This is a genomic window from Duganella sp. BJB1802 (genome assembly GCF_013369445.1).
GTDB lineage: Bacteria > Pseudomonadota > Gammaproteobacteria > Burkholderiales > Burkholderiaceae_D > Rugamonas > Rugamonas vulcania_A.
On sequence record NZ_JABWEF010000003.1, the window covers coordinates 256210 to 280049 of the forward strand.

Below are 23840 nucleotides of genomic sequence, written 5' to 3' on the forward strand. Positions count from 1 at the left end.
CGATGGGATGCAGTGTAGAGAACAAACGGTTTTTAAAAAATAGAAGATAATTGAAGTATTACTTCGTAAAAATAGAAGATCATGAAAACCAGCGGACTCAATTTCCGGCATCTTTACTTCTTCTGGATGGTGGCCAAGGAAGGCGGCGTCACGCGCGCGGCCGAGCGCCTCGGGCTCGCCGTGCAGACCATCAGCATGCAACTGGCATCGCTGGAACAATCGATCGGCAAGCAGCTGCTGGAGCCTCAGGGCCGGCGCCTGGTACCGACCGAGGCGGGCAAGCTGGCGCTCAGTTATTGCGACCAGATCTTCCTGCTGGGCGACCAGTTGCAGGACGCGCTGGACGAAGCGGAGGCGGACAAGATGCGCCTGACGGTCGGCATCTCGGACTCGCTGCCCAAGTTGATCGCCTACCGCCTGCTGCAGGCGACGCAGCAGCTGGAGCAGCGCGTGCGGCTGGTGTGCATGGAGAATGAGTTTGAATCGCTGCTGGCCGATCTGGCGCTGGGCAAGCTGGATGTGGTGCTGACCGACCGCGCGGTGCGCGCCGGCGGCAGCCTGAAGGTGTTCAGCCACTTGCTGGGCGAAAGCGACATGAAGCTGTACGGCGTGCACAAGCTGGCGCGCAAGTACCGGCGCAACTTCCCGGCCAGCCTGCACGGCGCGCCGCTGCTGCTACCGACCCGCAACAACGCGCTGCGCGGCCGCATCGACGCCTGGTTCGTGCAGCACCAGGTGCGGCCGGACATCGTCGGCGAGTTCGAGGACAACGCCATGCTGAACACCTTCGGCCGCAACGGCCTGGGGCTGTTCTTCGCGCCGTCGGCGCTGGCGCACGACATCGAGGAGCAGTTCGGCGCCGTGCTGGTGGGCGACGCGCCCGAGCTGCGCGAACAGTTCTACGCCATCTCCAACGCCCGCAAGATCACCCACCCGGCCATCGAGGCCATCCTGTCGGCAGTCCATAGCGGGCCCTTCGCCATCGCCGAATAGTTTAAGATAGCCGTTTTCACTACCTGGGCCGATGCCCGGACCCTATGCAAAACCTTCTGCTTGTCGTGCTCGCCGTTTTCCTGGTCGCGCTCAATGGATTCTTCGTGGCGGCCGAATTCGGCATCGTCACGCTGCGCAAGACGCGCGTGCGCGCCATCGCCAAGACGCAGGGGCTCAAGGGCCGCATCCTCGGCAAGGTGCACGGCGAACTGGACGCCTACCTGTCCGCCTGCCAGCTCGGCATCACGCTGGCCTCGCTGGGCCTGGGCTGGGTCGGCGAGCCGGCCTTCGCCGGCCTGCTGGAGCCGCTGCTGCACGCGGTCGGCGTCAGCTCGCCGGAAATCGTCCATGGCGTCGCCTTCGTGTTCGCCTTCTGCGTGATCTCCTTCCTGCACATCGTGGTCGGCGAGCTGGCGCCGAAGTCGCTGGCGATCCGCATGCCGGAAGCGATCGGCCTGTGGAGCGCGCTGCCGCTGTACGGCTTCTACTGGGCCATGTATCCCTTCATCTGGGTGCTCAACGCCAGCGCCAGCATGGTGCTGGGCCTGGCCGGCCTGGCCGGCAAGGGCGGCCACGACAGCCACTACTCGGTCGACGAGCTCAAGCTGATCCTGCGCACCAGCCAGCCGGGCGGCAAGTTCAACGAGGACGAGCGCAACATCCTGGCCCATTCGCTCGATTTCAGCAACCTGGCGGTGTCCGACCTGATGCGCCCGATTAACGAGGTGATCGGCCTGTACGCCAACCGTCCGCTCAACGACAACCTGCAGACCATGCTGCGCAACCGCTTCAGCCGCTATCCCTACTACGACAAGGATGGCGAGACGGTGCTGGGCGTGGTGCACCTGAAGGACCTGTTCTTCGCCCAGCAGTCCGGCAAACCGGTGACCGACCTGGTGCCCTTCCTGCGCCCGGTGGAGACGATTTCCGCCCGCACGCCGGCGCTGGAGCAGTTCCGCCGCTTCCGCGACGGCGCGCCGCACTTCGCGCTGATCGGCGAGAAGGGCAAGCGGCCGCTGGGCTTCATCACGCTCGACAACCTGCTGGGCGCGATGGTCGGCGAGATCCACGACGAGTTCCGCCTCAACGAGAACGACTGGCTCAAGCAGCCCGACGGCACGCTGGTCGGCAAGGCCAGCTTGCCTATCTTCTCGCTGGAGCGCACACTGGGTATCGATATCGAAAATGAAGAGCTGGGCCTGGAAGAGGTAGAATCCGTGGGCGGCCTGATCATGCTGAAGCTGGGCGACATCCCCAAGCAGGGACAACGCATCAGCTTCCGCAATTTCGACATCGTCGCGAAAAAAATGAACGGCCCGCGCATCCTGCTGGTCAAGGTCATCCCCAAGGATGACACCGAGGACAACGCGGACCAGGACTAACCTGCCAGGAGGCGCCGTGTTCGGCCGTCTGATCCTTTGCTGTGCCCTGCTCTGCCCCGCCGCCCCAGGCGTGGCGGCGCCGCGCGGCGGTTGCGACCACCTGCGCGTGGCCTTCTACGAGGACGGCGCGCTGTTCTACCGCACCGCCGGCGGCGGCTGGACCGGCATCGACAAGGATGTGGTCGACGAGCTGGCCCGCCGGCTCGATTGCAAGCTCGATGTCAGCGTCGACTCCAGGGTGCGCATCTGGGCCGGGCTGGCCAACGGCAACGTTGACATATCGGTATCCGCCATTCCGCTGCCGGAACGCGAAAAAATCGGCCGCTTCGTGCCCTACATGATGGACCGTAATTTCGTCCTGCTGCACAAGGGGCTCGGCGCGCGCCTGAACGGCATGGACAGTTTTCTGGCCGATCCCCAATACAAAATCGCCGTGGTCAAGAGCTATAAGCACGGCCGCGCCTATGAGGCGTGGCTGGCCAAGCTGCGGGAACAGGGCCGCGTGTACGAGACACCCGACCACGTGTCGATGATGCGGCTGTTCAAACTGGGCCGCGTGGACGCCGTCATGGTCACGCCCACCAGCTGGTATCCGCTGGTCAAGCAGGAGCAGCTGGCCGGCACCTACAGCGTGATGGATTGGGCGCCGCGCGAGAACATGGTGTCGGGGCTGGTGCTGTCGCGCCGCAGCGTCGACGAGGTCACCGTGGAGCGCTTCCGCCAGGCCGTGCGGGCGATGCGCGAGGACGGCACGCTGCGCCGCATCTTCGAGCGCCACACGGACGCCGAGCGCGCCGCGCAGATGATCAACTTCTAGGCGGCTTCGCCGGTCCAGTTGCGCAGCAGGCCCAGGCCCACGGCCAGCAGGGTCGGGCCGATGAACAGGCCGACGAAGCCGAACGCCAGCACGCCGCCCATCACGCCCAGCAGCACCAGGATGAACGGCAGGCTGCTGCCCCGGCTGATCAGCATGGGCTTGACCACGTTGTCGACGCCGCTGATCACGAAGAAGCCCCACACCAGCATGAACACGCCCCAGCCGGTACTGCCCTCGCTGAACAGCCAGGCCGCCGCGCCGCCCCAGATCAGCGGCGGGCCGACCGGGATCAGCGACAGCAGGAAGGTGGCCACCGACAACAGCGCCACGGCCGGCACGCCGGCGATCAGGAAGCCGACGGCGGCCACGCCGGCCTGCGCCAGCGCCGTGCCCAGCAGGCCGTACATGACGCCGCGCACGGTGCGGCTGACGGTGTCGGCCACGGCCGCGCCCTGCTCGCCGATCAGCTTGTCCAGGCCGGTGGCCAGCGCCGCCAGCAAGGTTTCGCCGTCGCGGTACAGGAAGAAGCTGACGAACACGGCCAGGCTGACCTGCGCCACGCCGCTGCCCAGCACCATGCCGCCGCCCAGCAGGAAGCGGCGCGCCGGCTCCAGCAGGTTCCTGGCGACGTTGAGCAATTCCTCGCGGCTGCCCAGCAGCTTGCGCAGGTAGGTGTCGGCCGCCTCGCCCACCAGCGGGAATTCCTTCAGCCAGGCCGGCGGCACCAGCGTGCCGCTGCCCAGGCTGGCCTTGATCTGTTCATAGAATTCGGTGGCATTGTCGGCAATGTTCCAGGTGACCAGCGCCAGCGGCACGATGATCAGCACGGTCAGGCCGGCGCTCATGGTGGCGGCGGCCAGCCAGCGGCGCTGCTTGCAGCGCGCCAGCAGCCGCAGGTACAGCGGCCAGCTGGAGATGGTGATGGCTGCGGCGAACAGGATGGCGGCCAGGAAGGGCCGCAGCACGGTCAGGCAGCCGATCACCAGCAGGACGATGGCGGCGAGCCGGGTGTAGGGCTGGAAGCGCGGATGCATGCGCGCGCCGTCAGGGCTGGGCCAGCAGCAGCTTCAGGTCGTGCACGATGGGCGCCGGGCCCTGGCCGGCGCGCACCAGCAGGCGGATCTTGCCCTGCTTGTCGAACACGTAGCTGGCGGCGGTGTGGTCCATCGAGTAGCTGCCCGGCGTCTTGCCCGGCACCTTGGCGTAGTACACCTTGAACTCCTTGCCGACGGCGGCGGTCTGCTCGGCCGTGCCGTACAGGCCCAGGAAGCGCTTGTCGAAGGCCGGCACGTATTCGGCCAGCAGCTGCTGCGTGTCGCGCTCGGGGTCGACGGTGACGAACAGCACCTGCACCTGCTCGGCCTGCGGGCCCAGCTCCTTCATCGCGGCCGACATCTCGGCCATCGTGGTCGGGCACACGTCCGGACACTGGGTATAGCCGAAGAACATCAGCACGACCTTGCCCTTGAAGTCGGCCAGCGTGCGCGGCTTGCCGTTGTGGTCGGTCAGCGCGAAGTCCTTGGCGTACGGCAGGCCGGTCAGGTCGGTGTTGGTGAATTCCAGGCGCGGCGCGGCGGGCCTGCGCTCGCAGGCGGCCAACAGAACGGACAAGGCCATCAGGCCGACAGCGAGCAGTTTTTTCATCAGAATTTATAGTAATGGTCCACCAGCAGCGCCACGAACAGCAGCGACAGGTAGATGATCGACCAGGTGAAGGCCTTGCGGGCGATCAGGTCGGTGTAGTGGCGGTAGATTTTCCAGGCGTGGTGCAGGAACACGGCGTTCAGGACGACGGCGCTGGCCAGGTAGATCAGGCCGCTCATGTGCACGGCGTACGGCAGCAAGGTGGTGGCGGCCAGCGCGATCGAGTACAGCCAGACGTGGAACTGCGTGAACTGCATGCCGTGCGTGACCGGCAGCATCGGCAGGCCGGATTTGGCGTAGTCGTCGCGGCGGTACATGGCCAGCGCCCAGAAGTGCGGCGGCGTCCAGACGAAGATGATCAGCACCAGCAGCCAGGCCTGCATCGGCACGTCGTTGGCGACCGCGGCCCAGCCCAGCGCGGGCGGCATCGCGCCCGACAGGCCGCCGATGACGATGTTCTGCGGCGTGGCCGGCTTCAGGATCATGGTGTAGATGATGGCGTAGCCGACGAAGGTGACGAAGGTCAGCCACATCGTCAGCGGGTTCACCAGCGCGTACAGTATCCACATGCCGGCGCCGCCGATGACGGTGGCGAACACCACGGTCTGCATGACGCTGATGTCGCCCATGGCCATCGGGCGGCGGGCGGTGCGCGCCATGCGGGCGTCGATCTCGCGCTCGGCCAGGCAGTTGACGGCGAAGGCCGCGCCGGCCAGCAGCCAGATGCCGACCGTGGCGGCCACCAGCAGGCGCCAGTCCGGCATGCCGTCGCTGGCGAGGAACATGCCGATCACGGCGCAAAAGACGGCCAGCTGGGTGACGCGGGGCTTGGTCAGCGCCCAGTATTGCGAGGCGCGGCTGACGGATTTGGTGGTGGCGGTGTGTGTGGTCATTAGCGATGCGTAGTGTGCAGGGATGCTGCGCCAGAGACTGCCTTTTTGGCAAGATCGTACTGGTACTTAGCCTTGTAGTTTAACATGGTCAGCAAAAGCACCAGCAGCGCCGCACCGGCGTTGTGCAGCACCGCGATCGCCAGCGGGAAGCTGAGGTAGATGGTGGCGACGCCGGTGGCGATCTGCGCGCCCAAGGTCATCGCCAGGTAGCGGGCGGTCTTGTGCAGCGCCGAGTGCTCCCACGCGCGCCAGGCCGTGTAGCCGGCCACCAGCGCCACCAGCAGGCCGAAGTTGCGATGCACCCAGTGAATGGCCGTCAGCGCGGAGAACGGCAGGTAGTGGCCGGCCGCTGTCTTGCCCAGCTCGCGCCACAGGGTGAAGCCGTGTTCGAAGTCCATGTCCGGCACCAGCTTGCCGCCGCACAGCGGGAAGTCGGTGCAGGCCAGCGTGGCGTAGTTGGTGCTGGTCCAGCCGCCCAGCGCCAGTTGCGCCAGCAGCAGCACGGCCGAGGCGGCGGCCAGCAGGCGGATGTTGCGCATCGCCGGCGGCGAGGCCGTCACCGTGCGCGTCGGCGCGATCAGCTGGTTCTGGCGGCCGCCGAACCAGGCCAGCAAGGCCAGCAGGCTCATGCCCAGCAGCAGGTGGATGGTGACGATCACCGGTTGCAGCTTGAGCGTAACGGTCCATGCGCCGAACGCGCCCTGCACGCACACGCACAGGAAGGCAGCGGTCGGCAGCGCCGGCGCGTACTCGGTGCGCCGGGTCTTGAGCCAGCGGTACCAGGCCTGCGCCATCAGGGCCATGGTCAGCAGGCCGATGGTCATCGCCAGGTAGCGGTGGATCATCTCGATCCACGCCTTGAGCACGGTCACCGGACCGGTCGGTAGCAGCGTCTCGGCCGCCGTGATCTGCTCGTGCGCCAGGAAGGGATTGGCGGCGCCGTAGCAGCCCGGCCAGTCCGGGCAGCCGAGGCCGGAGTCGGTCAGGCGCGTGAAGGCGCCGAACACGATCAGGTCGAAGGTGATGAAGACGCACACCCAGACCAGCTTGCGGTATTTGTTGGCGTCGGACGAGGTCCACACCAGCGACAGCGGCAACAGCGCGATCAGCACGGCCGTCACGGCCATTTGGGCGAGAGTGAGGTGCATGATGTCAGCCTATCGCGGAAGCCTTCAGCAGCTTGCTGATGTCCTTGTGGACTTTCTTCACCTTCTCGGTGTCGCTGGAGACCGCGCCTTTCGGGAAGCGCATCATCAGGTTGCCCAGCGGGTCGATCAGGTAGACGTGGTCGGCGGCGCGGTCGCCGGCGCCCTGCTCCAGCGGCAGCCATTGCTCGACCATGGCGGCCGGCGCGCGCAGCATGCGGGTGCCGTCGTTGACGCGCATGAGCAGCGTGTCGAGCGGCTGGTCGTCGGTGATCAGCCACACGCGCTCGATGCGCTCCATCTCCTTGCCCTGCATGGTGCGCAGCTGGCGCATGGCGAACAGCTGGTCCTGGCAATCCTGCTTGCAGTCGGACGGGCCGACCTTGAGCATGATCCACTTGCCCTTGTAGTTCTCCAGCGTGGCCGGCTTGCCGTCCAGCGTGGTGCTGGCCATGGCCGGGATCGGATGGTCGCGCGGATCGATCAGCGCGCCGTAGTTGGTCACGCCGCCCTTGGGCTTGATGACGTAATACGTGAGATAGGAACCCACCAGCGGCGCGGCGCACACGGCCAGCACCAGCAACAATTTCCAGCGTCCACGACCTTGATTACTTTTGTTTTCCACGTCTGAATCCGTTCACCACAAAGAAGATAACAGCCATCGCCGACAGTGCGTACCACTGGAAGGCGTAGCCCTGATGTTTTTCCACGCCCAGCGCCGGCGCCGGCCAGTCGCGCACCATGCGCGTATCGTCGCCGGACGGCTTGGCCGGGCCGGCCTGTTCGATCACGAAGGGCTGCATGGTCAGGCCGCTGTCCCTGGCCACCTGCAGCGGATCGGCGTTCTGCACGATGATGCCGGGCGTCAGCGGCGGCGCCTTGCCCAGCTCCATCACATGGCCGGCGTCGATGCGCGCCATGCCCTCCAGCGTGACCGGGCCGGACGGCGTGGCGTAGGCCGGCAGCTTGGCGCGGTCGGCCGGGTCGCGCGGCAGCCAGCCGCGCGCCACCAGCACGTGCATGCCCGATCCCGCGATTTTAAACGGCATCAGCAAATAAAACCCGGAGCGGCCGGCCGACGGGCGGTTGTCCAGGTACAGCGGCCAGTTGGCGACGAATTCGCCGGTGACGGCCACGCGGCGGAATTCCACCGCCTCGGCCGCCAGCGGCGCGCCGTCCAGCACCACGGGCGCGCTGGCGTTGCCCTGGGCCAGCTTGGCCTGGAGCACCAGCTTTTGCGCCGCGCGGCGCTCCTGCCAGTTGCCCAGCTGGATGCCCAGCGTGACCACCAGCACGGTCGCCACGAAAGGGATCAGTTTAAAACGGAACGCAATACCCATTACAATGGAACCTTCATCAATTCACTCCCCCTGCCACGCCATGAAAATTGCTGTCGCCATCGCGTTCATCCTGATCATCGGCAGCCTGGCTTCCGCGTTCTTCTTCCTGATGCGCGACAAGGGCAAGAGCAACAACACCGTGCGCGCGCTGGCGGTGCGGGTCGGCCTGTCGATCGCGCTGTTCATCGCGCTGCTGGTCGCGTACAAGCTGGGCTACATCCAGCCCACCGGCATACGCAGCTAACAAAGCAGCTAATAAAAAAGCCGCATCCGGTGTCGACCCGATGCGGCTTTTTCTTCAGCGCCGCAGCGGCATCGCTGCGGCATTATAGCCCCGTTACAGCCAGTACACGACCACGTACAGGCCCAGCCAGACCACGTCCACAAAGTGCCAGTACCAGGCCGCGCCTTCGAAGGCGAAGTGGTGGTCGGGCGTGAAGTGGCCGCGCAGCACGCGGTACAGCACCACCGACAGCATGATCGCGCCCATCGTCACGTGGAAGCCGTGGAATCCGGTCAGCATGAAGAAGGTCGAGCCGTAGATGCCCGAGGTCAGCTTCAGGTTCAGTTCGGTGTACGCGTGGTGGTATTCGAAGGCCTGGAAGCCCATGAAGATCGCGCCCAGGGCGATGGTGGCGAACAGCCAGAACGCGGTCTGCGCACGGTGGCCGGCGCGCAGCGCATGGTGCGAGATGGTCAAGGTCAGGCCCGAGGTCAGCAGCAGCGCGGTGTTGATGGTCGGAATCGGGAACGGACCCATGGTCTTGAATTCCTGCACCGTGCCGGCGGGACCGGTGTTGCCCCAGTGCGCGGCGAAGTCCGGCCAGATGAATTTGTGGTCCAGGTCGCCCAGCCACGGCATCGAGATCGAACGGGCGTAGAACAGCGCGCCGAAGAAGGCGCCGAAGAACATCACCTCCGAGAAGATGAACCAGGCCATCGACCAGCGGTAGGAATGGTCGACGCGCTGGCCGTACTGGCCCGCCTCGGATTCCTTGATGGCGTCGCCGAACCAGAAATACAGCACCGAAATGATGGCGGCCAGACCCACGAAGTTCACGATCGGACCCCACGACAAGTCATTGACCCAGGCCGAAGCGCCGATCATGGTGGTCAGCAGGGACATGCCTGCCAGCAGCGGCCATTTGGATGGACCAGGCACGAAGTAGTACGGTGCCGCGGCGTTTTGTGAACTCATCTTCATCTCCCTAAATTTATTTTGAAACTACAACCTTAACGATAGTGATCAGCAGTCCAATAAAACACGCCACGCCGATCAAGGCCGCGATGATGATGTGCACCGGATTCAGCTTGGCCGAATCGGTATCGAAATCGCTCTTGCGGCGCAGGCCGAAGAACGACCAGAACACCGCTTTCATCGAATACATGAACGACGCTTGCTTCTTGTTCTCTTCCATGGCGCCCCCTTACCTGGCCGCGGTCTTGGGCTTGTCCAGACCGCCCACCTCGAAGAAGGTGTACGACAGCGTGATGGTCTTCACGTCCTTCGGCAACGCCGGGTCGATGAAGAACACCACCGGCATCTGCCGCGCCTCGTTCGGCTTCATGGTCTGCTGCTTGAAGCAGAAACACTCGACCTTCTTGAAATGCGGCATCGCGCTTTGCGGCGCGTAGCTCGGGATGGCCTGCGCGCTGACCTCGCGGTTCTGGGTGTTGACCACCTCGTACATAACCGTCGCCAGCTCGCCCGGATGCACGCTCATGCTGTGCGTCACGGGGCGGAAACGCCACGGGCCCTGGGCGTTGCCATCGAACTCGATGGTCACGCTGCGCGTCTTGTCGATCTGCGTGTTGGCGTCGACGCTGACCGTGCCGTCCTTCTGGGTCAGCACGTTGATGCCCAGCGCCTCGCAGATCTGGCGGTAGAACGGGTTGAGCGCGTACGCGAACCCGAACATCAGCACCGCCACCACGATCAGCTTGCCCAGCAAGGTGCGGTTCAAGCCGCCTGTTTCCCGGTCGTCGCTCACGTCAGCTCAGCCACATCCGCTTGACAAACACGGACAGGAAAAAGAACAGGGCCACGCCGGCCAACAGCAGGCCGGTCCTTGCGTTATTCGGCTTCTTCTGTTCGCCCATGATCATTTGAACTGCGGTGGCGTTTCGAAGGTGTGGAACGGCGCCGGCGACGGCACGGTCCACTCCAGACCCTCTGCGCCATCCCATGGCTTGGCTTCGGCTTTCTTGCCGCCACGGATGGTCGGCAGGATCACGAAGAACAGGAAGAACACCTGCGACAGGCCGAAACCGAAGGCGCCGATGGACGCGATCATGTTGAAGTCCGTGAACTGCGCCGAGTAGTCGGCGTAGCGGCGCGGCATGCCGGCCAGGCCCAGGAAGTGCATCGGGAAGAAGGTGATGTTGAAGGTGATCAGCGACAGCCAGAAGTGGGTCTTGCCCATCGCTTCGTTGTACATGTGGCCGGTCCATTTCGGCGACCAGTAGTAGAAGCCTGCGAACAGCGCGAACAGCGAACCCGCCACCAGCACGTAGTGGAAGTGCGCCACCACGTAGTAGGTGTCCTGCAGCTGGATGTCGATCGGGGTCACGGCCAGGATCAGGCCGGTGAAGCCGCCGATGGTGAACACGAAGATGAAGCCCACGGCGAACAGCATCGGGGTTTCAAAGGTCATCGAACCCTTCCACATGGTGGCGATCCAGTTGAACACCTTGACGCCGGTCGGCACGGCGATCAGCATGGTCGCGTACATGAAGAACAGCTGCGAGGTCACCGGCATGCCGGTGGTGAACATGTGGTGGGCCCAGACGATGAACGACAGGATGGCGATCGACGCGGTGGCGTACACCATCGAGGCGTAGCCGAACAGCTGCTTGCGGGCGAAGGCCGGCAGGATCTGCGAGACGATGCCGAAGGCCGGCAGGATCATGATGTAGACCTCGGGGTGGCCGAAGAACCAGAAGATGTGCTGGTACATGACCGGGTCGCCGCCGCCGGCGGCGTTGAAGAACGAGGTGCCGAAGTGGCGGTCGGTCAGCGTCATGGTGATGGCGCCGGCCAGCACAGGCATCACGGCGATCAGCAGGTAGGCGGTGATCAGCCAGGTCCAGCAGAACATCGGCATCTTCATCAAGGTCATGCCGGGAGCGCGCATGTTGAGGATGGTGACGATGATGTTGATCGAGCCCATGATCGACGAGGCGCCCATCAGGTGCATCGCGAAGATCGCCATGTCCATGCCGGGGCCCATCTGGGTCGACAGCGGCGCGTACAGCGTCCAGCCGGCCGCGGTGGCGCCGCCGGGAACCAGGAACGAGGTCGCCAGCAGGATGGCCGCCGGTGGCAGCAGCCAGAACGAGAAGTTGTTCATGCGGGCGAAGGCCATGTCGGACGCGCCGATCTGCAGCGGGATCATCCAGTTGGCGAAACCGACGAAGGCCGGCATGATGGCGCCGAACACCATCACCAGGCCGTGCATGGTGGTGAGCTGGTTGAAGAACTCGGGCTGGAAGAACTGCAGGCCCGGCTTGAACAGCTCGGTGCGGATCATCAGCGCCAGCACGCCGCCGGACAGCAGCATGATGAAGGAGAACCACAGGTACAGCGTACCGATGTCTTTGTGATTGGTGGCGAACAACCAGCGCGACAGACCATGGGGATGGTCGTGAGCGTGATCGTGATCGTGTGCGTGATCCAAGGTGCTTGTGCTCATTTGTAACGCTCCTGATTACTTACGTGCAGCCACAACTTCGGCTGGTTGAACGATGTTTTCGGCGGCCTTGTTCGACCAGCTGTTACGGGTGTAGGTGATGACAGCCGCAATATCCGTATCCGACAGTTGCTTCCACGACGGCATTTCCGAAGCGCCGTACTTGCCGGTCTTCTTGCCATGCAGCAGAACGTTGATCTGTTCCGCCTTGGGACCATTGACCACTTCCGAACCGTCCAGCGGTGCGAACGCGCCTGGCACGCCCTTGCCGTTGGCCTGGTGGCAGGCCACGCAGTTGGTCGAGTAGACTTTCTCGCCCTTGGTTTTCAGCTCGTCGATGGTCCAGCTCTTGGTCGGATCGTCGGCCAGCGCGGCCATTTCTTTTTTCTTGCCGTCGACCCAGGTCTTGTACTCGTCGTCATTGACCACGCGCACCACGATCGGCATGAAGGCGTGTTCCTTGCCGCACAGTTCGGAGCAGTAGCCGCGATAGGTGCCGGTGTGCTCGGCCTTGAACCAGGTGTCGCGCACGAAGCCGGGAATCGCGTCCTGCTTGACGCCGAAGGCCGGGATCGACCACGAGTGGATCACGTCGTTGGCGGTGGTGACCAGACGGATTTTTTTATTGACAGGAACGACGACTTCATTGTCGACTTCCATCAGGTAGTTGTCGCCGCGTTTCTCGGTCGGCTCGAAGCCGGGCGAGCCCACTTGCGCGCGCGGGGTCGACAGGTTGGACAGGAAGGAAATGCCCTCGCCGTCGCCCTTCAGGTAGTCGTAGCCCCACTTCCACTGCATGCCGGTGACCTTGATGGTGATGTCGGCGTTGGAGGTGTCCTTCATGCCGACCACGGTGCGGGTGGCGGGCAGCGCCATGCCGATGACGATCAGGAAGGGCACGACGGTCCAGGCGATTTCAACCGCGGTGGATTCGTGGAAGGTGGCCGGCTTGTGGCCCAGCGACTTGCGGTGCTTGAAGATGGAGTAGAACATCACGCCGAACACGCCGACGAAGATGACCAGGCAGACCAGCATCATCCAGGTGTGCAGGCTGTAGATTTCGGATGCGATCTGGGTCGCCGGAGGTTGCAGATTGAGCTCGCCGGCGACGGGGCCGCCGGTGCCGCCGGTCGCCGCAGTGTAGGTACCTGCCGCGGATGCCGCCTTGTCAGCCGCCCACGCTGGGATACTTGCCGCCGTTACCGACAGCCCGAGCATCAACGATTGAAGTCGCTTCGCATGTTTCATGTTTTCCCCAACCACCCAAGAAATTAAAATATTTTTTTAACGACTCCGGATTTCGGTGAACTGAACCGGCGCCGCGCTCCTTAAACAACTTCAGGCCCCATGCCAGCCTCGTCCGAAAAATTCTTCGCGACGCGACCCCGGCGGGACCTTGAGGCTTGCCGCTTCATCCCCAGATACTGCCCAGGGACAACGCGAAAGCCTGATTCTGCTTAATTCAACTGCTCGTTCGTGCTCGTCCTTGCCTGCCTGTCGCTCCGTTTGCTGATTTATAGCTGGCGGCGTGATCTGCTGGCAAAATTAGTGAATGATTATATATAACAAAAACGATCCACATCAAGAAATAATCCAAATCACAACTATGGCGTAGCCCGGGGCGCCACAGTGCGCCCGCAAACCCGCTACTGGCGCGGCTTTCGTGGTAAATCGAAACGGATGATGGCCTCGCCCTTGGAGGTCGTTTTGGGCGCCGGACGGAAGGCGTGGCCGTAAATCACCTCGAAAGTCAGGCCCAGCTTGCCGTCCGCGCGGCGGTTTTTCTCCAGCGTGTCGAGCATGCGGCGCCACGCCAGCTTGCCCATCAGGCCGCGCCGCAGCGTGCCCAGCGGGTTGCCGCCCAGCGCGCGCACGTCGGCCAGCAGCGCCTGCGGCGTGTCGTAGGTGACGGTGATGACCTCCATGTCCAGCACCGGCGTCGAAAAGCCCGCCTCCACCAGCTGGTCGCCGAAATCGTGCATGTCGACGAAGGGCAGCGCGTGCGGGGCCAGGTCGGCCTCGGCGAAGGCGGCGCGCAGCTCGCGGAAGGTGTCCGGACCGAAGCAGGAGAACATCAGCAGGCTGTTCACGCGCAGCACGCGGCGCCACTCGGCGAACACGCGGTCCGGCTGCGGATGCCAGTGCAGCGCCAGGTTGGACCAGACCAGGTCCACCGAATGCGGGCCCAGCGGCAGTTCGGCGAAATCGCCGCACAGCGTGTCGATGCCGGTCTTGGCCGGCAGCAGCTTGCTCAGCAGCTGGTTCAGCGACGATGACTTGGCGGCGGGACCCTGGGCGGCGCGCGCCATGGCCTCGGCCGCGTCGATGCCGACGATGTGGGCGGCGGGATAGGATTTTTGCAATAGTGCGAGATCGGCACCGGCGCCGCAGCCGGCGTCCAGCACGCGCTGGGGCGCGAGCTTGATCAGCTCCAGGCGGTCGAACATGCGCGAGGCGATTTCGCGGCGCAGGAAATCGGACGGCGCGACGCGCTCGGGGCGGCAGAACAGCGCGCGCACGCGCACCTGGTCGATCGGGGCGCTCAGTTTAGGGGGTTTTGCAGGGACTTCCATGATGTCGTTCGGTGTAGTGCGATAATGTCGGCAGTGTACATGGTTGAACGCAAACGCGTCCTGGAGCGTCGATGCTGGCTACCCCGACAATCGGCACAATGCGCGCCCTGCTCCATCGCGGCGGCGCGGCCTTGTTGCGCGGCGTGTTGCCGGCCTCGTGCGCGTTGTGCGCGGCCGGGGGCGACGAATTGCTGTGCCAGGACTGCGCCGCGCAGTTCTTCGGCGTTGCCGCCGTGCGCTGTCCGCGCTGCGCCAATCCCTTGCCGGACTCGGCGCGGGGCCAGCTGTGCGGCGCTTGCCGCGCCGAGCCGCCAGCCTTCGACGTCACGCTGGTCGCGGCCGACTACGCCATGCCGCTGGACCAGTTGGTGCTGCAATTGAAATTCGGCCACCGCCTCGCATTGGCGACATTGTTCGCCCGCCTGCTGCGCGACGCCGTCCTGCAGCAGCCCGGCTTCACCTTGCCCGCCCTGCTCTGTCCGGTGCCGCTGGGGCCGCGCCGGCTGGCCGAACGCGGCTACAATCAGGCCCTGGAGATCGCGCGGCCATTGGCGCGCAGCCTGGGCGTGGCGTTGCATCCTCGGCTGGCCTGCCGGGTGCAGGAGACGGCGGCGCAAAGCAGCGTCACGCCGGAGCGGCGGCGGCACAACATCGCCGGCGCGTTCGCGATCCCGGACATGGCGCTGGTGCAGGGGCGCCACATCGGCGTGGTCGACGACGTGATGACCAGCGGCGCCACCCTGAACGAACTGGCGGCAACACTGAAGCGCCACGGCGCGGCGCAGGTGAGCAACCTGGTGTTCGCGCGCACGCCGCCGCATTGAATTTGATAGAGGAGAATTGTTTTGTTTCACGTCGTACTAGTCCAACCTGAAATTCCACCGAACACCGGCAACGTGATCCGGCTGTGCGCCAACACCGGCGCGCAGCTGCACCTGATCGAGCCGCTGGGCTTCCCGCTGGAAGACTCCAAGCTCAAGCGCGCCGGCCTGGACTATCACGAATACGCGAAGATGAAAGTCCACCCGGACTGGCAAGCCTTCCTGGCCGAAGTGCAGCCGGATCCGTCCCGCATGTTCGCCATGACCACGCACGGCTCCTCGCCGTTCGCCGACGCCGCCTTCAAGCCGGGCGACGTGTTCGTGTTCGGCTCGGAGACGCGCGGCCTCGATCCAGCCTTCCGCGAAACGTTCCCGCCGGCCCAGCGCATCCGTTTGCCGATGCGTCCCAACAACCGCAGCCTGAACCTGTCGAACACGGTGGCGGTGGTGGTGTTCGAAGCGTGGCGCCAAAACGGCTACGCTGGCGGCGCATAATTTTTAGCGGAAATACAGCAGGCGGGTGAAGAAGGTGTGGTCCGATTCCAGCCACATCAGCCAGGCCAGCACCAGCAGGCACGCCGGCGGCGCCAGCACCACGTAGATCAGCGCCGCCCGCTCCCAGCGCAGGTGCATGAACACGGCCACGATCAGCCCGGCCTTGGCCACCATCAGCAGCAGGATCAACATCCAGCGCAGATACCCCTCGACGTGGAAGAAGTCCACCAGGTAGGAGAACGTGCTGAGCACGAACAGCAGCAGCCAGACCTTCAGGTACAGGCCGATCAGATGGGTGGCGGCTTGCATGGCGGCTCCTACCAGAGATAAAACAGGGCGAAGATGAACACCCACACGAGGTCGACGAAGTGCCAGTACAGGCCGGCGATCTCGACGATGTCGTAGTTGCCGCCGTGCTCGTAGTGCCCGCGCAGCACGCGCCGCGCGACAATGCCCAGGTAGATCACGCCGGCCGTCACGTGCAGGCCGTGGAAGCCGGTGATCATGAAGAAGCAGGCGCCGAACTGCGCCGCGCCGTCGGGATTGGTCCATGGCCGCACGCCTTCCGCGATCAGCTTGCTCCACTCGAAGGCCTGCATGCACACGAAGGTCGCGCCCAGCGCGGCGGTCAGCAGCATCAGCGCGGCGCAACGGGCGCGCTCGCGCCGGTAGGCGTAGTTGACCGCCATCGCCATCGTGCCGCTGCTGGTGATCAGGACGAAGGTCATGATGGCGATCAGGATCAGCGGCAGCCTGGCGCCGCCGATGGTCAGCGCGAACACTTCGCTGGGGTTGGGCCAGACGGCCGTGGTGGCGACGCGCACCGACATGTAGCCGGTCAGGAAGCTGCCGAAGATGAAGGTGTCGCTGAGCAGGAAGATCCACATCATCGCCTTGCCCCACGGGACGCGGAAGGCGGCGCGGTCGCCCGACCAGTCCGCCACCATGCCCTGCCAGCCGGCCGTCGCTTCAGGTTTGTTCATGGTCCGCCTCCACAGATCTGGTCGACCAGCGCCGGCGTCACGCCGAACAGCAGGCCGAACATGGCCAGCCACAAGGCCAGCAAGAAATGCCAGTAGCGCGCGCACAACTGCACGGTCACGCCGTCGCGCCCGAGGTCGCGGTATGCCCAGCCGGCGGCCGCCAGCCCTCCGACAACGTGCAGGCCGTGCAGGCCGGTGATCAGGTAAAAGAAGCTGTTGGCGGGATTGGCGTCCAGCGTGAGCCTGGCGACGTCCATGGCCCGCCAGGCCCACAGCTGCGACGCCAGGAAGGCCAGCGAAAAGGCGCAGGCCACGACACAGGCCGCACGCACCGCCCTCGCCCCACGGACCCGCGCGGCGCGCTGCCAGGCCCCGCTGGCGGCGACCAGCAGCCCGGTGCTCAGCCAAAGCTGCGCCGGAACGAAAGGCAGCGGGCGCCAGTCGGACGCCGACATGCGTATCACGTAGGCGCTGCCGAACAGGAAGAACAGCATGCCGACCACGCCCATGAACACCCACAGGCCGGTGCGCCGCCGCAGCGTGTCGGCATGATCGCCCACGAGGTGGAGGCCGGGATTCATGGCGCCTCTCCGCGTGCCGGCTCGGCCGGGCGGACCTGGTCAGGTGGCTGGTCTTGCGGCAGATAGTCGCTGTCGCCTTCCTGCAGGCCGTACTCGTAGGCGCCGCGATACACCACCGGCGTGCGCTCGCCCCAGTTGCCGTGCACCGGCGGCGTCTGCGGCGTGTGCCACTCCAGGCTGGCCGCGCGCCACGGGTTGCCGCCCGCCTCGCGCCCACGCACCGCACTCCACCACAGGTTCAGCACGAACATCAGTTGCGTCGCGCCCACCACCAGCGCGACGATGGTGATGAACGCGTTCAGCGCCTGCGCCGAATCGGGGATGAAGGCGTAATGGTCGTAGGCGTAGTAGCGCCTCGGCATGCCGAGCAAACCCAGATAGTGCATCGGGAAGAAGATCAGGTAGGTGCCGACAAAAGTGATCCAGAAATGCACCCGCCCCAGCATCACGTCGTACATGCGCCCTGTCACCTTGGGGAACCAGTGATACAGGCCGCCAAACACCGCCAGCACCGGCGACACGCCCATCACCATGTGGAAGTGCGCCACCACGAAATAGGTGTTCGACAGCGAAATGTCGACGCTGACGTTCCCCAGGAACAGCCCGGTCAGCCCGCCGATCAGGAAGGTGCTGATGAAGCCGACGGCGAACAGCATCGGCACGGTCAGGTGTATGTCGCCGCGCCACAAGGTCAGCGTCCAGTTGTAGACCTTGAGCGCGGTCGGCACGGCGATCACCAGCGTGGTGGTGGCGAAGAAAAAGCCGAAGTACGGATGCATGCCGCTCACGTACATGTGGTGCGCCCAGACCACGAAGCTCAACGCGCCGATCACGACGATGGCCCACACCATCATCTTGTAGCCGAAGATCCGCTTGCGCGCGTGCACGCTGATCAGGTCGGAGATGATGCCGAACGCCGGCAGCGCCACGATGTACACCTCGGGATGGCCGAAGAACCAGAACAGGTGCTGGAACAGCAGCGGGCTGCCGCCCTGGTGCGGCAGGTGCTGCCCCATCGACACCACCGCCGGCACGAAGAAGCTGGTGCCCAGCGCCTTGTCGAACAACATCATCACGCCGCTGACAAACAGCGCCGGGAACGCGAACAGCGCCAGGATGGTCGCGGTGAAGATGCCCCACACCGTCAACGGCATGCACATCAAGGTCATGCCCTCGGTGCGCGCCTGCAGCACGGTGGTGACGTAGTTCAGCCCGCCCATCGTGGCGGCCGCGATGAACACCAGCAGCGACACCAGCATCACGACGATGCCCCACTCCGTGCCCGGCGTGCCGGGCAGGATGGCCTGCGGCGGATACAGCGTCCAGCCGCCGCCGGTCGGCCCGCCGGGGACGAAGAAGCTGGCCGCCAGGATCAGCACCGCCAGCAGGTAGAACCAGTAGCTGAGCATGTTCAGGAAGGGAAACACCATGTCGCGCGCGCCCAGCATCAGCGGGATCAGGTAGTTGCCGAAGCCGCCCAGGAACAGCGCCGTCAGCAGGTAGACGATCATGATCATGCCGTGCATGGTCATGAACTGGTAGTAGCGGCCGGCGTCGATGAAGGCGAAGCGGCCGGGAAAGCCCAGCTGCAGGCGCATCAGGTCCGACAGCACCATGCCCACCAGCCCGATCGCCAGCGCCGTGATGGTGTACTGGATCGCGATCACTTTGTGGTCCTGGCTCCACACGTAGCGGGTCCAGAAACTGTGAGGATGCTCGCCGCCGTAGCCCATGCCGGCCTCCCTATTTGATGGTCTTGATATAGTCGACCAGCTGCGCCACCTCGGCCGCGCTCAGCTGCTGCGCCGGCATGATGGGCTGGTAGCCCCTGACGATGCGCTCCGAGGGCGTGACGATGGACTCGCGCAGATAGGCGTCGTCCACGCGCACGGTGGCGCCGTCGTTCATCGTCTCGCTCTTGCCGAACAAGCCCTTCCAGCTCGGCCCGACGCCGGCGCTGCCGTCGACGCTGTGGCAGGCCACGCAGCCGCGCGCCTGCGCCAGCAGGCGTCCCTGCTTGCCGGGTTCATCGCCGGCGGTGGCCGCCAGCCCGGCAAAGGTCGGCTGCGCCGCCAGCCAGCTCCGGTACGCCGGCTCGTCGTCGACCACCACATGGCTGCGCATGTTGAAGTGGCCGATGCCGCACAACTGCGCGCACATCACCTCGAACCGCCCGAGCCGCGACGGCGTGAACCAGAACGAGGTCACCATGCCCGGCACCATGTTCATCCGCGTGCGGAATTCCGGCACGTAGAAATCGTGCAGCACGTCCTGCGCGCGCAGCAGCACGCGCACCGGCCGGCCAAGGGGAATGTGCACCTCCTGCCCTTCTACCAGCACGTCGTCCTGGCCGCCGGGGTCGGCGGGATCGAGGCCGTAGGGATTGGTGTTGCTGATGAAGCGCACATCGGTGCCGCCCAGCTTGCCGTCCTTGCCCGGCAGGCGGTAGTGCCATTGCCATTGCTGGCCCAGCACTTCGAACACCGTCGCATCGGGCGGCGGATCGATCAGCTTGGCGTACACGGCCAGCCCCGGCGCCAGGAGCGCGACGATGCCCACCGTGGTCGCGCCGACCAGCCACCATTCCAGCCGCGCGCTGGTGTGCGTGGGCGCCGCGCGCACGCCGTCCTGGTGCTTGAAGGTGACCACCGCGTACGCCACGAACAGGTTGATGACGACGAAGGCCACGCCGGTGATGGCGAAGGTCAGCAGCAAGGCATCGTCCATCTGCTGCCAGTTGGAGGCGATGGGCGTGAGCCACCATGGACTCAGGTAATGAAATTCCAGGGCGCCAACCACGATCAGGATCAGTATCAAAGCCAACGCCATGGTGCCTTCCGAGAGCTATCGGGGCCTGTCCGGCCTTTCCAGCTTGAGGTAAATGAAGGCTGCGGCCATGCCGAAGATCACATGAGCGATGGCTGTCGGCCAGCCCCGCAGCGCCACGAACCATGTATAGACCCCGGCCATGCCGTAAAAGTTCAGCACATACAGCAGCAGGCCGAACGCCGCGCCGGCCGCCAGCGCCATCGGCGTGCTGGAATCGAGCCGGAACGGCGCCATGATGGCGGCCAGCATGATGCCGAACACCACGCCCAGCACGTAGTGGACCAGCAGCGCGGCCACCGTGACGCCCAGGCTGTAGCCGCTGGTTTGCAGCACGTCCCAGCTCATCACCAGCGCGGCGATCAGGTGCGTGGCCAGCCAGGGATCGGTGGCGCCGGTCAGCGACGACCAGCTGAGCTCCAGCAGCATCAGCACGCCGCCCGCGCCGAAGCCCGCGACCGCTGCGGCGGCCCAGTCCGGCCGGCGGGCTTGCCAGTGATGCGATTGCAGATGCAGTTCCATGATGTCCTCCGTAGACGCCAATGCGGCAATCAGTCTAGGAGTTTTTTCAGGCCCTGTCAGCCCGCGCGCGATTGGAACGGAAGGAGAAACCCAACAGCAAAGCCAGCCCCGCCGCGCCGGCCGCGCTGACGCAGACCGTGCTGGCGACGGCCAGCGCGGCCGGATTGCGCAGGCCGAGCAAATCGGCCGCGAAGGCCAGCGAGACCGTGGCGATCAGCTGGGCCGGATACAGGAAGCGCAGTTGGCGGAAGGCGCGCGCGTCGCCGCGCCGCCAGTAGCGCAGCGCGACCGCGAACGCGGGCCCCCACAGCACGCCAAGGAACACCAGCGCCGCGAAGGCGGCGATCAGGAGACGCATATCACGGACGCTGGGCGCGCACCTTGGTCAGCAACTTGGTGGTCGAGCGGTCGTGCTCGAAATCGATGGCAATGGCCTGGCCGCCGTAGGCCAGCACGGCCTGGCCTTCGGGGATGGCGTCCATCTGGTAGTCGCCGCCCTTGGCGTAGATTTCCGGCCGCGCCTGTTGCACCACCTCCAGCGCGGTGTCCTCGTCGAAGTCCACCACCAGGCTCACCGATTCCAGCGCGGCCAGCACCGCCATGCGGTCGGCGCAGTTGTTGAGCGGACGGTCGTCGCCCTTGCCCAGCCGCTTGACGGAGGCGTCGGTGTTGGCGGCCACCACCAGCGAGGCGCCCAGCGCGCGCGCCTGCGCCAGGTAGGTGACATGGCCGCGGTGCAGGATATCGAACACGCCGTTGGTCAGCACCACCGGCTTGGGCAGGGCGGCCACGCGCGCGGCCAGTTGTTCACGGGTGCAGATCTTGGATTCAAATTGAGGCATGGGGTTCTTCGGTTATTTGGTTTCTTCGTCTTCCGGCTCGTCGTCGATCTGCATGCTGAGCGTATCGGCGGTGGCCGGACTGTTGTCGCCGGGTTCCTTGCGGTCGCCGCGCAGCTTGATCTGCAGCCGCAGGCCGTTGGCCGAGTCGGCGTTGCGGATCGCCTCTTCGTAGGCGATATAGCCCTTATTATAAAGTTCGTACAGCGCCTGGTCGAACGTACACATGCCGAGCTCGCGCGACTTGTGCATGATTTCCTTGATCGCCTGGAAGTTCCCCTTGAAGATCATCTCGGCGATGGTCGGCGTGTTGAGCAGGATTTCAATCGCCGCCTTGCGGCCCTTGCCATCCTCGGTACGCACCAGCCGCTGCGAAACGATGGCGCGCAGATTGGACGACAAATCCATCAACAGCTGGTTGCGCCGCTCCTCCGGGAAGAAGTTGATGATGCGGTCCATGGTCTGGTTGGAATTGTTCGCGTGCAGCGTGCCCAGGCACAGGTGGCCGGTCTCGGCGAACGCGATCGCGTGCTCCATGGTCTCGGTGTCGCGGATCTCGCCGATCAGGATCACGTCCGGCGCCTGGCGCAGCGTGTTCTTGAGCGCGTTGTGCCACGACAGCGTGTCCACGCCCACCTCGCGGTGCGTGATCAGGCAGCCCTTGTTCTTGTGGACGTACTCGACCGGATCCTCCACCGTGATGATGTGGCCGGCCGAGTTGGCGTTGCGGTAGTCGATCATCGCCGCCAGCGTGGTCGACTTGCCGGAGCCGGTGCCGCCCACCACCAGCACCAGCCCGCGCTTGGTCATGATGACCTCCTTGAGCACCTCGGGCAGGTCAAGCTTTTCGAAGTTCGGGATTTCCGAGGCGATGGTGCGGATCACCATCGCCACGTTCTGCTGCTGCACGAAGACGTTGACGCGGAAGCGGCACACCTCCGGCAGCGAGATGGCGAAGTTGCACTCCAGCTCGGCCTCGAACTCGCGCTTCTGCTTCTCGTTCATGATCGACAGCGCCAGCGCGCGGGTCACGCTGCCGGTCAGCTTCTGCTGGCTCAGGGGCTTCATCGCGCCCTGCGACTTCATGCTCGGCGGGAAATCGGCGGAAATGAACAAATCCGAACCGCCGGTATGGTGCATCACCTTCAGCAGCTTGTGCAGATAGGCTTGCGCTTCTTCTGGACCAAATGTGGAGGACATGCTTGCCTTTCGATGGATGACACCAACATACGCTGCATTATATCGACACCATTCGCTACAATATGGGTTAATTATTGCATCCCAGCATTGCCTGTGTTCAAATACATTCATGACACTGACCGAACTGAAATATATCGTCGCCGTTGCTAGAGCGAAACACTTCGGACATGCGGCCGAAGCTTGTTACGTCGCGCAGCCGACGCTTTCGGTCGCCATCAAGAAACTGGAAGACGAGCTGGGCGTGGTGCTGTTCGAACGGGGCGGCGCCGAGATTTCCGTCACCCCGCTGGGCGCGCAGATCGTGGCCCAGGCCGAGCGCGTGCTGGAACAGACCGCCGCCATCAAGGAACTCGCCAAGCAGAACAAGGACCCGCTGGCAGGCCCTCTGCGCCTGGGCGTGATCTACACCATCGGCCCCTACCTGCTGCCGCCGCTGGTCAAGGGCATGATAGACAAAGTCCCGCAGATGCCGCTGATCCTGCAGGAAAACTTCACCGTGCGCCTGATCGAGATGCTGCGCCAGGGCGAGCTGGATGCCGCCATCATGGCGCTGCCGCTGCCCGAGCACGGCATGGCCATGCAGGCGCTGTACGACGAGCCCTTCGTGGTGGCGATGCCGTCCCAGCATGCCTGGACCAAGCGCCGCACCATCCCTGCCGACGACCTGAAGACTGAAAACATGCTGTTGCTGGGTAACGGACACTGTTTCCGCGACCAGGTGCTGGAAGTGTGTCCTGAAATGGCGCGTTTTTCGGCGCCGGGCAACGGCATGCAACGCACCTTCGAAGGCTCGTCGCTGGAGACCATCCGCCACATGGTGGCCAGCGGCATCGGCCTGACCGTGCTGCCGCGCGCCTCGGTACCGGACATGGACACCAAGGAGGGCATGCTGCAATTCCGCCCGTTCGACGCGCCGGCGCCGTCTCGCCGGGTGGTCATCGTGTGGCGTAAAAGCTTCACCCGCAAGGCCGCCATCGACGCCGTGTGCGAAGTGGTGGCCGCCTGCAACCTGCCCGGCGTCACCCCCCTCTGCGCCGGCGATTAATGTGGCCACCGCGCTGGCCGCGCCAGGATTTGCGATAATCCTGATCTTTCCC

General features: G+C 64.9%; 29 protein-coding genes. 7 read left to right on the plus strand and 22 right to left on the minus strand.

The window, feature by feature from the left end:
- The first annotated feature begins 81 nt into the window (after window positions 1-81).
- Genes nhaR through HUX88_RS06550 form a run of 3 tightly spaced genes read left to right on the plus strand, consistent with a single transcriptional unit; the run spans window position 82 to window position 3192 of the window.
- Window positions 82-993 carry a transcriptional activator NhaR gene (nhaR, locus tag HUX88_RS06540; RefSeq protein ID WP_176361219.1) on the plus strand — a complete coding sequence of 304 codons (912 nt, stop codon included), beginning with the start codon at window positions 82-84 and terminating at the stop codon, window positions 991-993.
- A 44-nt stretch (window positions 994-1037) separates the two neighbouring features.
- Entirely contained in the window at window positions 1038-2375 is a 1338-nt protein-coding gene (locus tag HUX88_RS06545) for a hemolysin family protein (RefSeq protein WP_176361220.1), read from the plus strand.
- A 16-nt stretch (window positions 2376-2391) separates the two neighbouring features.
- Complete coding sequence (locus HUX88_RS06550; protein WP_176361221.1) at window positions 2392-3192, plus strand: transporter substrate-binding domain-containing protein; 801 nt, start codon at window positions 2392-2394, stop codon at window positions 3190-3192.
- Here the strand turns inward: HUX88_RS06550 and HUX88_RS06555 are convergent.
- The 6 genes from HUX88_RS06555 to HUX88_RS06580 are packed head-to-tail and all read right to left on the minus strand — an operon-like array spanning window position 3189 to window position 8214.
- On the minus strand, window positions 3189-4226 hold the full coding sequence (locus tag HUX88_RS06555; RefSeq protein WP_176361222.1) for an AI-2E family transporter: 1038 nt from the start codon (window positions 4224-4226) through the stop codon (window positions 3189-3191). The genes HUX88_RS06550 and HUX88_RS06555 overlap by 4 nt on opposite strands.
- A gap of 10 nt (window positions 4227-4236) precedes the next feature.
- A complete protein-coding gene (locus HUX88_RS06560; protein ID WP_117012978.1) occupies window positions 4237-4836 on the minus strand; it encodes an SCO family protein in 600 nt (199 codons plus the stop codon).
- Window positions 4836-5729 carry a heme o synthase gene (gene cyoE, locus HUX88_RS06565; RefSeq protein ID WP_117012977.1) on the minus strand — a complete coding sequence of 298 codons (894 nt, stop codon included), beginning with the start codon at window positions 5727-5729 and terminating at the stop codon, window positions 4836-4838. The genes HUX88_RS06560 and cyoE overlap by 1 nt, the downstream gene beginning before the upstream one ends.
- Complete coding sequence (locus HUX88_RS06570; RefSeq protein WP_176361223.1) at window positions 5729-6877, minus strand: heme A synthase; 1149 nt, start codon at window positions 6875-6877, stop codon at window positions 5729-5731. The genes cyoE and HUX88_RS06570 overlap by 1 nt, the downstream gene beginning before the upstream one ends.
- 4 nt (window positions 6878-6881) lie before the next feature.
- The gene (locus tag HUX88_RS06575; protein WP_176361224.1) at window positions 6882-7499 is read right to left on the minus strand and encodes a redoxin domain-containing protein; all 618 of its coding nucleotides are present in this window, start codon (window positions 7497-7499) and stop codon (window positions 6882-6884) included.
- Window positions 7483-8214, minus strand: a complete 732-nt coding sequence (locus HUX88_RS06580) for an SURF1 family protein (protein WP_176361225.1) — start codon at window positions 8212-8214, stop codon at window positions 7483-7485. Before HUX88_RS06580 ends, HUX88_RS06575 begins: the two co-directional genes overlap by 17 nt.
- 40 nt (window positions 8215-8254) lie before the next feature.
- Here HUX88_RS06580 and HUX88_RS06585 point away from each other — a divergent pair, with 40 nt between their 5' ends.
- On the plus strand, window positions 8255-8458 hold the full coding sequence (locus tag HUX88_RS06585; protein ID WP_117012973.1) for a twin transmembrane helix small protein: 204 nt from the start codon (window positions 8255-8257) through the stop codon (window positions 8456-8458).
- 93 nt (window positions 8459-8551) lie between these two features.
- Here the strand turns inward: HUX88_RS06585 and HUX88_RS06590 are convergent, their stop codons facing one another.
- The 7 genes from HUX88_RS06590 to HUX88_RS06615 form a co-directional block, all read right to left on the minus strand.
- The gene (locus HUX88_RS06590; protein WP_117013328.1) at window positions 8552-9412 is read right to left on the minus strand and encodes a cytochrome c oxidase subunit 3; all 861 of its coding nucleotides are present in this window, start codon (window positions 9410-9412) and stop codon (window positions 8552-8554) included.
- A 16-nt stretch (window positions 9413-9428) separates the two neighbouring features.
- Window positions 9429-9632: a DUF2970 domain-containing protein gene (locus tag HUX88_RS06595; protein ID WP_117012972.1), complete on the minus strand. Its 204-nt coding sequence runs from the start codon at window positions 9630-9632 to the stop codon at window positions 9429-9431.
- 9 nt (window positions 9633-9641) lie between these two features.
- The gene (locus HUX88_RS06600) at window positions 9642-10205 is read right to left on the minus strand and encodes a cytochrome c oxidase assembly protein (RefSeq protein WP_176361226.1); all 564 of its coding nucleotides are present in this window, start codon (window positions 10203-10205) and stop codon (window positions 9642-9644) included.
- A 1-nt stretch (window position 10206) separates the two neighbouring features.
- Window positions 10207-10314, minus strand: a complete 108-nt coding sequence (locus tag HUX88_RS31810) for a cytochrome oxidase small assembly protein (RefSeq protein WP_217430623.1) — start codon at window positions 10312-10314, stop codon at window positions 10207-10209.
- 2 nt (window positions 10315-10316) lie between these two features.
- On the minus strand, window positions 10317-11906 hold the full coding sequence (gene ctaD / locus HUX88_RS06605; RefSeq protein ID WP_117012970.1) for a cytochrome c oxidase subunit I: 1590 nt from the start codon (window positions 11904-11906) through the stop codon (window positions 10317-10319).
- A 15-nt stretch (window positions 11907-11921) separates the two neighbouring features.
- Window positions 11922-13151, minus strand: a complete 1230-nt coding sequence (gene coxB / locus HUX88_RS06610) for a cytochrome c oxidase subunit II (RefSeq protein ID WP_176361227.1) — start codon at window positions 13149-13151, stop codon at window positions 11922-11924.
- 398 nt (window positions 13152-13549) lie between these two features.
- Window positions 13550-14476 (minus strand): methyltransferase domain-containing protein, encoded by a 927-nt coding sequence (locus HUX88_RS06615; protein WP_176361228.1) that lies wholly within the window; start codon window positions 14474-14476, stop codon window positions 13550-13552.
- A gap of 98 nt (window positions 14477-14574) precedes the next feature.
- On the opposite strand from HUX88_RS06615, the gene HUX88_RS06620 reads away from it, so the two are divergent.
- Together HUX88_RS06620 and trmL are read left to right on the plus strand one after the other, a co-directional pair.
- Window positions 14575-15300, plus strand: a complete 726-nt coding sequence (locus HUX88_RS06620; protein ID WP_229219227.1) for a ComF family protein — start codon at window positions 14575-14577, stop codon at window positions 15298-15300.
- 21 nt (window positions 15301-15321) lie between these two features.
- Window positions 15322-15792 carry a tRNA (uridine(34)/cytosine(34)/5-carboxymethylaminomethyluridine(34)-2'-O)-methyltransferase TrmL gene (gene trmL, locus HUX88_RS06625; protein ID WP_176361230.1) on the plus strand — a complete coding sequence of 157 codons (471 nt, stop codon included), beginning with the start codon at window positions 15322-15324 and terminating at the stop codon, window positions 15790-15792.
- A gap of 3 nt (window positions 15793-15795) precedes the next feature.
- Here the strand turns inward: trmL and HUX88_RS06630 are convergent, their stop codons facing one another.
- From HUX88_RS06630 to HUX88_RS06670, 9 genes are read right to left on the minus strand one after another with little or no spacing between them, the layout of a single operon-like run.
- Window positions 15796-16101, minus strand: coding sequence for a cytochrome C oxidase subunit IV family protein (locus HUX88_RS06630; protein WP_176361231.1), 306 nt, complete (start codon window positions 16099-16101; stop codon window positions 15796-15798).
- Window positions 16102-16109: 8 nt separating this feature from the next.
- Window positions 16110-16775, minus strand: coding sequence for a heme-copper oxidase subunit III family protein (locus HUX88_RS06635; protein ID WP_176361232.1), 666 nt, complete (start codon window positions 16773-16775; stop codon window positions 16110-16112).
- Window positions 16772-17356, minus strand: a complete 585-nt coding sequence (locus HUX88_RS06640; protein WP_176361233.1) for a cytochrome c oxidase subunit 3 — start codon at window positions 17354-17356, stop codon at window positions 16772-16774. The genes HUX88_RS06635 and HUX88_RS06640 overlap by 4 nt, the downstream gene beginning before the upstream one ends.
- The gene (gene ctaD, locus HUX88_RS06645) at window positions 17353-19089 is read right to left on the minus strand and encodes a cytochrome c oxidase subunit I (RefSeq protein WP_176361234.1); all 1737 of its coding nucleotides are present in this window, start codon (window positions 19087-19089) and stop codon (window positions 17353-17355) included. Before ctaD (HUX88_RS06645) ends, HUX88_RS06640 begins: the two co-directional genes overlap by 4 nt.
- Before the next feature lie 10 nt (window positions 19090-19099).
- Window positions 19100-20185, minus strand: coding sequence for a cytochrome c oxidase subunit II (locus HUX88_RS06650; RefSeq protein WP_176361235.1), 1086 nt, complete (start codon window positions 20183-20185; stop codon window positions 19100-19102).
- Window positions 20186-20200: 15 nt separating this feature from the next.
- Complete coding sequence (locus HUX88_RS06655) at window positions 20201-20704, minus strand: hypothetical protein (protein WP_176361236.1); 504 nt, start codon at window positions 20702-20704, stop codon at window positions 20201-20203.
- Between the two features lie 46 nt (window positions 20705-20750).
- Window positions 20751-21062 carry a hypothetical protein gene (locus HUX88_RS06660; RefSeq protein WP_176361237.1) on the minus strand — a complete coding sequence of 104 codons (312 nt, stop codon included), beginning with the start codon at window positions 21060-21062 and terminating at the stop codon, window positions 20751-20753.
- Between the two features lies 1 nt (window position 21063).
- A complete protein-coding gene (rfaE2, locus tag HUX88_RS06665) occupies window positions 21064-21546 on the minus strand; it encodes a D-glycero-beta-D-manno-heptose 1-phosphate adenylyltransferase (RefSeq protein ID WP_176361238.1) in 483 nt (160 codons plus the stop codon).
- Between the two features lie 12 nt (window positions 21547-21558).
- Entirely contained in the window at window positions 21559-22743 is a 1185-nt protein-coding gene (locus HUX88_RS06670; RefSeq protein ID WP_176361239.1) for a PilT/PilU family type 4a pilus ATPase, read from the minus strand.
- 109 nt (window positions 22744-22852) lie between these two features.
- On the opposite strand from HUX88_RS06670, the gene HUX88_RS06675 reads away from it, so the two are divergent.
- Complete coding sequence (locus HUX88_RS06675) at window positions 22853-23788, plus strand: hydrogen peroxide-inducible genes activator (RefSeq protein ID WP_176361240.1); 936 nt, start codon at window positions 22853-22855, stop codon at window positions 23786-23788.
- The last annotated feature ends 52 nt before the right edge of the window (window positions 23789-23840 follow it).

What these genes read in the sequence shown, in the direction of transcription:
- nhaR (WP_176361219.1), top strand. Translation starts at nt 82, where the DNA reads ATGAAAACCAGCGGACTCAATTTCCGGCATCTTTACTTCTTCTGGATG.
- HUX88_RS06545 (WP_176361220.1), top strand. Translation starts at nt 1,038, where the DNA reads ATGCAAAACCTTCTGCTTGTCGTGCTCGCCGTTTTCCTGGTCGCGCTC.
- HUX88_RS06555 (WP_176361222.1), bottom strand. Translation starts at nt 4,226, where the DNA reads ATGCATCCGCGCTTCCAGCCCTACACCCGGCTCGCCGCCATCGTCCTG.
- HUX88_RS06560 (WP_117012978.1), bottom strand. Translation starts at nt 4,836, where the DNA reads ATGAAAAAACTGCTCGCTGTCGGCCTGATGGCCTTGTCCGTTCTGTTG.
- cyoE (WP_117012977.1), bottom strand. Translation starts at nt 5,729, where the DNA reads ATGACCACACACACCGCCACCACCAAATCCGTCAGCCGCGCCTCGCAA.
- HUX88_RS06570 (WP_176361223.1), bottom strand. Translation starts at nt 6,877, where the DNA reads ATGCACCTCACTCTCGCCCAAATGGCCGTGACGGCCGTGCTGATCGCG.
- HUX88_RS06580 (WP_176361225.1), bottom strand. Translation starts at nt 8,214, where the DNA reads ATGGGTATTGCGTTCCGTTTTAAACTGATCCCTTTCGTGGCGACCGTG.
- HUX88_RS06585 (WP_117012973.1), top strand. Translation starts at nt 8,255, where the DNA reads ATGAAAATTGCTGTCGCCATCGCGTTCATCCTGATCATCGGCAGCCTG.
- HUX88_RS06590 (WP_117013328.1), bottom strand. Translation starts at nt 9,412, where the DNA reads ATGAGTTCACAAAACGCCGCGGCACCGTACTACTTCGTGCCTGGTCCA.
- HUX88_RS06595 (WP_117012972.1), bottom strand. Translation starts at nt 9,632, where the DNA reads ATGGAAGAGAACAAGAAGCAAGCGTCGTTCATGTATTCGATGAAAGCG.
- HUX88_RS31810 (WP_217430623.1), bottom strand. Translation starts at nt 10,314, where the DNA reads ATGGGCGAACAGAAGAAGCCGAATAACGCAAGGACCGGCCTGCTGTTG.
- ctaD (WP_117012970.1), bottom strand. Translation starts at nt 11,906, where the DNA reads ATGAGCACAAGCACCTTGGATCACGCACACGATCACGATCACGCTCAC.
- coxB (WP_176361227.1), bottom strand. Translation starts at nt 13,151, where the DNA reads ATGAAACATGCGAAGCGACTTCAATCGTTGATGCTCGGGCTGTCGGTA.
- HUX88_RS06615 (WP_176361228.1), bottom strand. Translation starts at nt 14,476, where the DNA reads ATGGAAGTCCCTGCAAAACCCCCTAAACTGAGCGCCCCGATCGACCAG.
- HUX88_RS06620 (WP_229219227.1), top strand. Translation starts at nt 14,575, where the DNA reads ATGCGCGCCCTGCTCCATCGCGGCGGCGCGGCCTTGTTGCGCGGCGTG.
- HUX88_RS06630 (WP_176361231.1), bottom strand. Translation starts at nt 16,101, where the DNA reads ATGCAAGCCGCCACCCATCTGATCGGCCTGTACCTGAAGGTCTGGCTG.
- HUX88_RS06635 (WP_176361232.1), bottom strand. Translation starts at nt 16,775, where the DNA reads ATGAACAAACCTGAAGCGACGGCCGGCTGGCAGGGCATGGTGGCGGAC.
- HUX88_RS06640 (WP_176361233.1), bottom strand. Translation starts at nt 17,356, where the DNA reads ATGAATCCCGGCCTCCACCTCGTGGGCGATCATGCCGACACGCTGCGG.
- ctaD (WP_176361234.1), bottom strand. Translation starts at nt 19,089, where the DNA reads ATGGGCTACGGCGGCGAGCATCCTCACAGTTTCTGGACCCGCTACGTG.
- HUX88_RS06650 (WP_176361235.1), bottom strand. Translation starts at nt 20,185, where the DNA reads ATGGCGTTGGCTTTGATACTGATCCTGATCGTGGTTGGCGCCCTGGAA.
- HUX88_RS06655 (WP_176361236.1), bottom strand. Translation starts at nt 20,704, where the DNA reads ATGGAACTGCATCTGCAATCGCATCACTGGCAAGCCCGCCGGCCGGAC.
- HUX88_RS06660 (WP_176361237.1), bottom strand. Translation starts at nt 21,062, where the DNA reads ATGCGTCTCCTGATCGCCGCCTTCGCGGCGCTGGTGTTCCTTGGCGTG.
- rfaE2 (WP_176361238.1), bottom strand. Translation starts at nt 21,546, where the DNA reads ATGCCTCAATTTGAATCCAAGATCTGCACCCGTGAACAACTGGCCGCG.
- HUX88_RS06670 (WP_176361239.1), bottom strand. Translation starts at nt 22,743, where the DNA reads ATGTCCTCCACATTTGGTCCAGAAGAAGCGCAAGCCTATCTGCACAAG.
- HUX88_RS06675 (WP_176361240.1), top strand. Translation starts at nt 22,853, where the DNA reads ATGACACTGACCGAACTGAAATATATCGTCGCCGTTGCTAGAGCGAAA.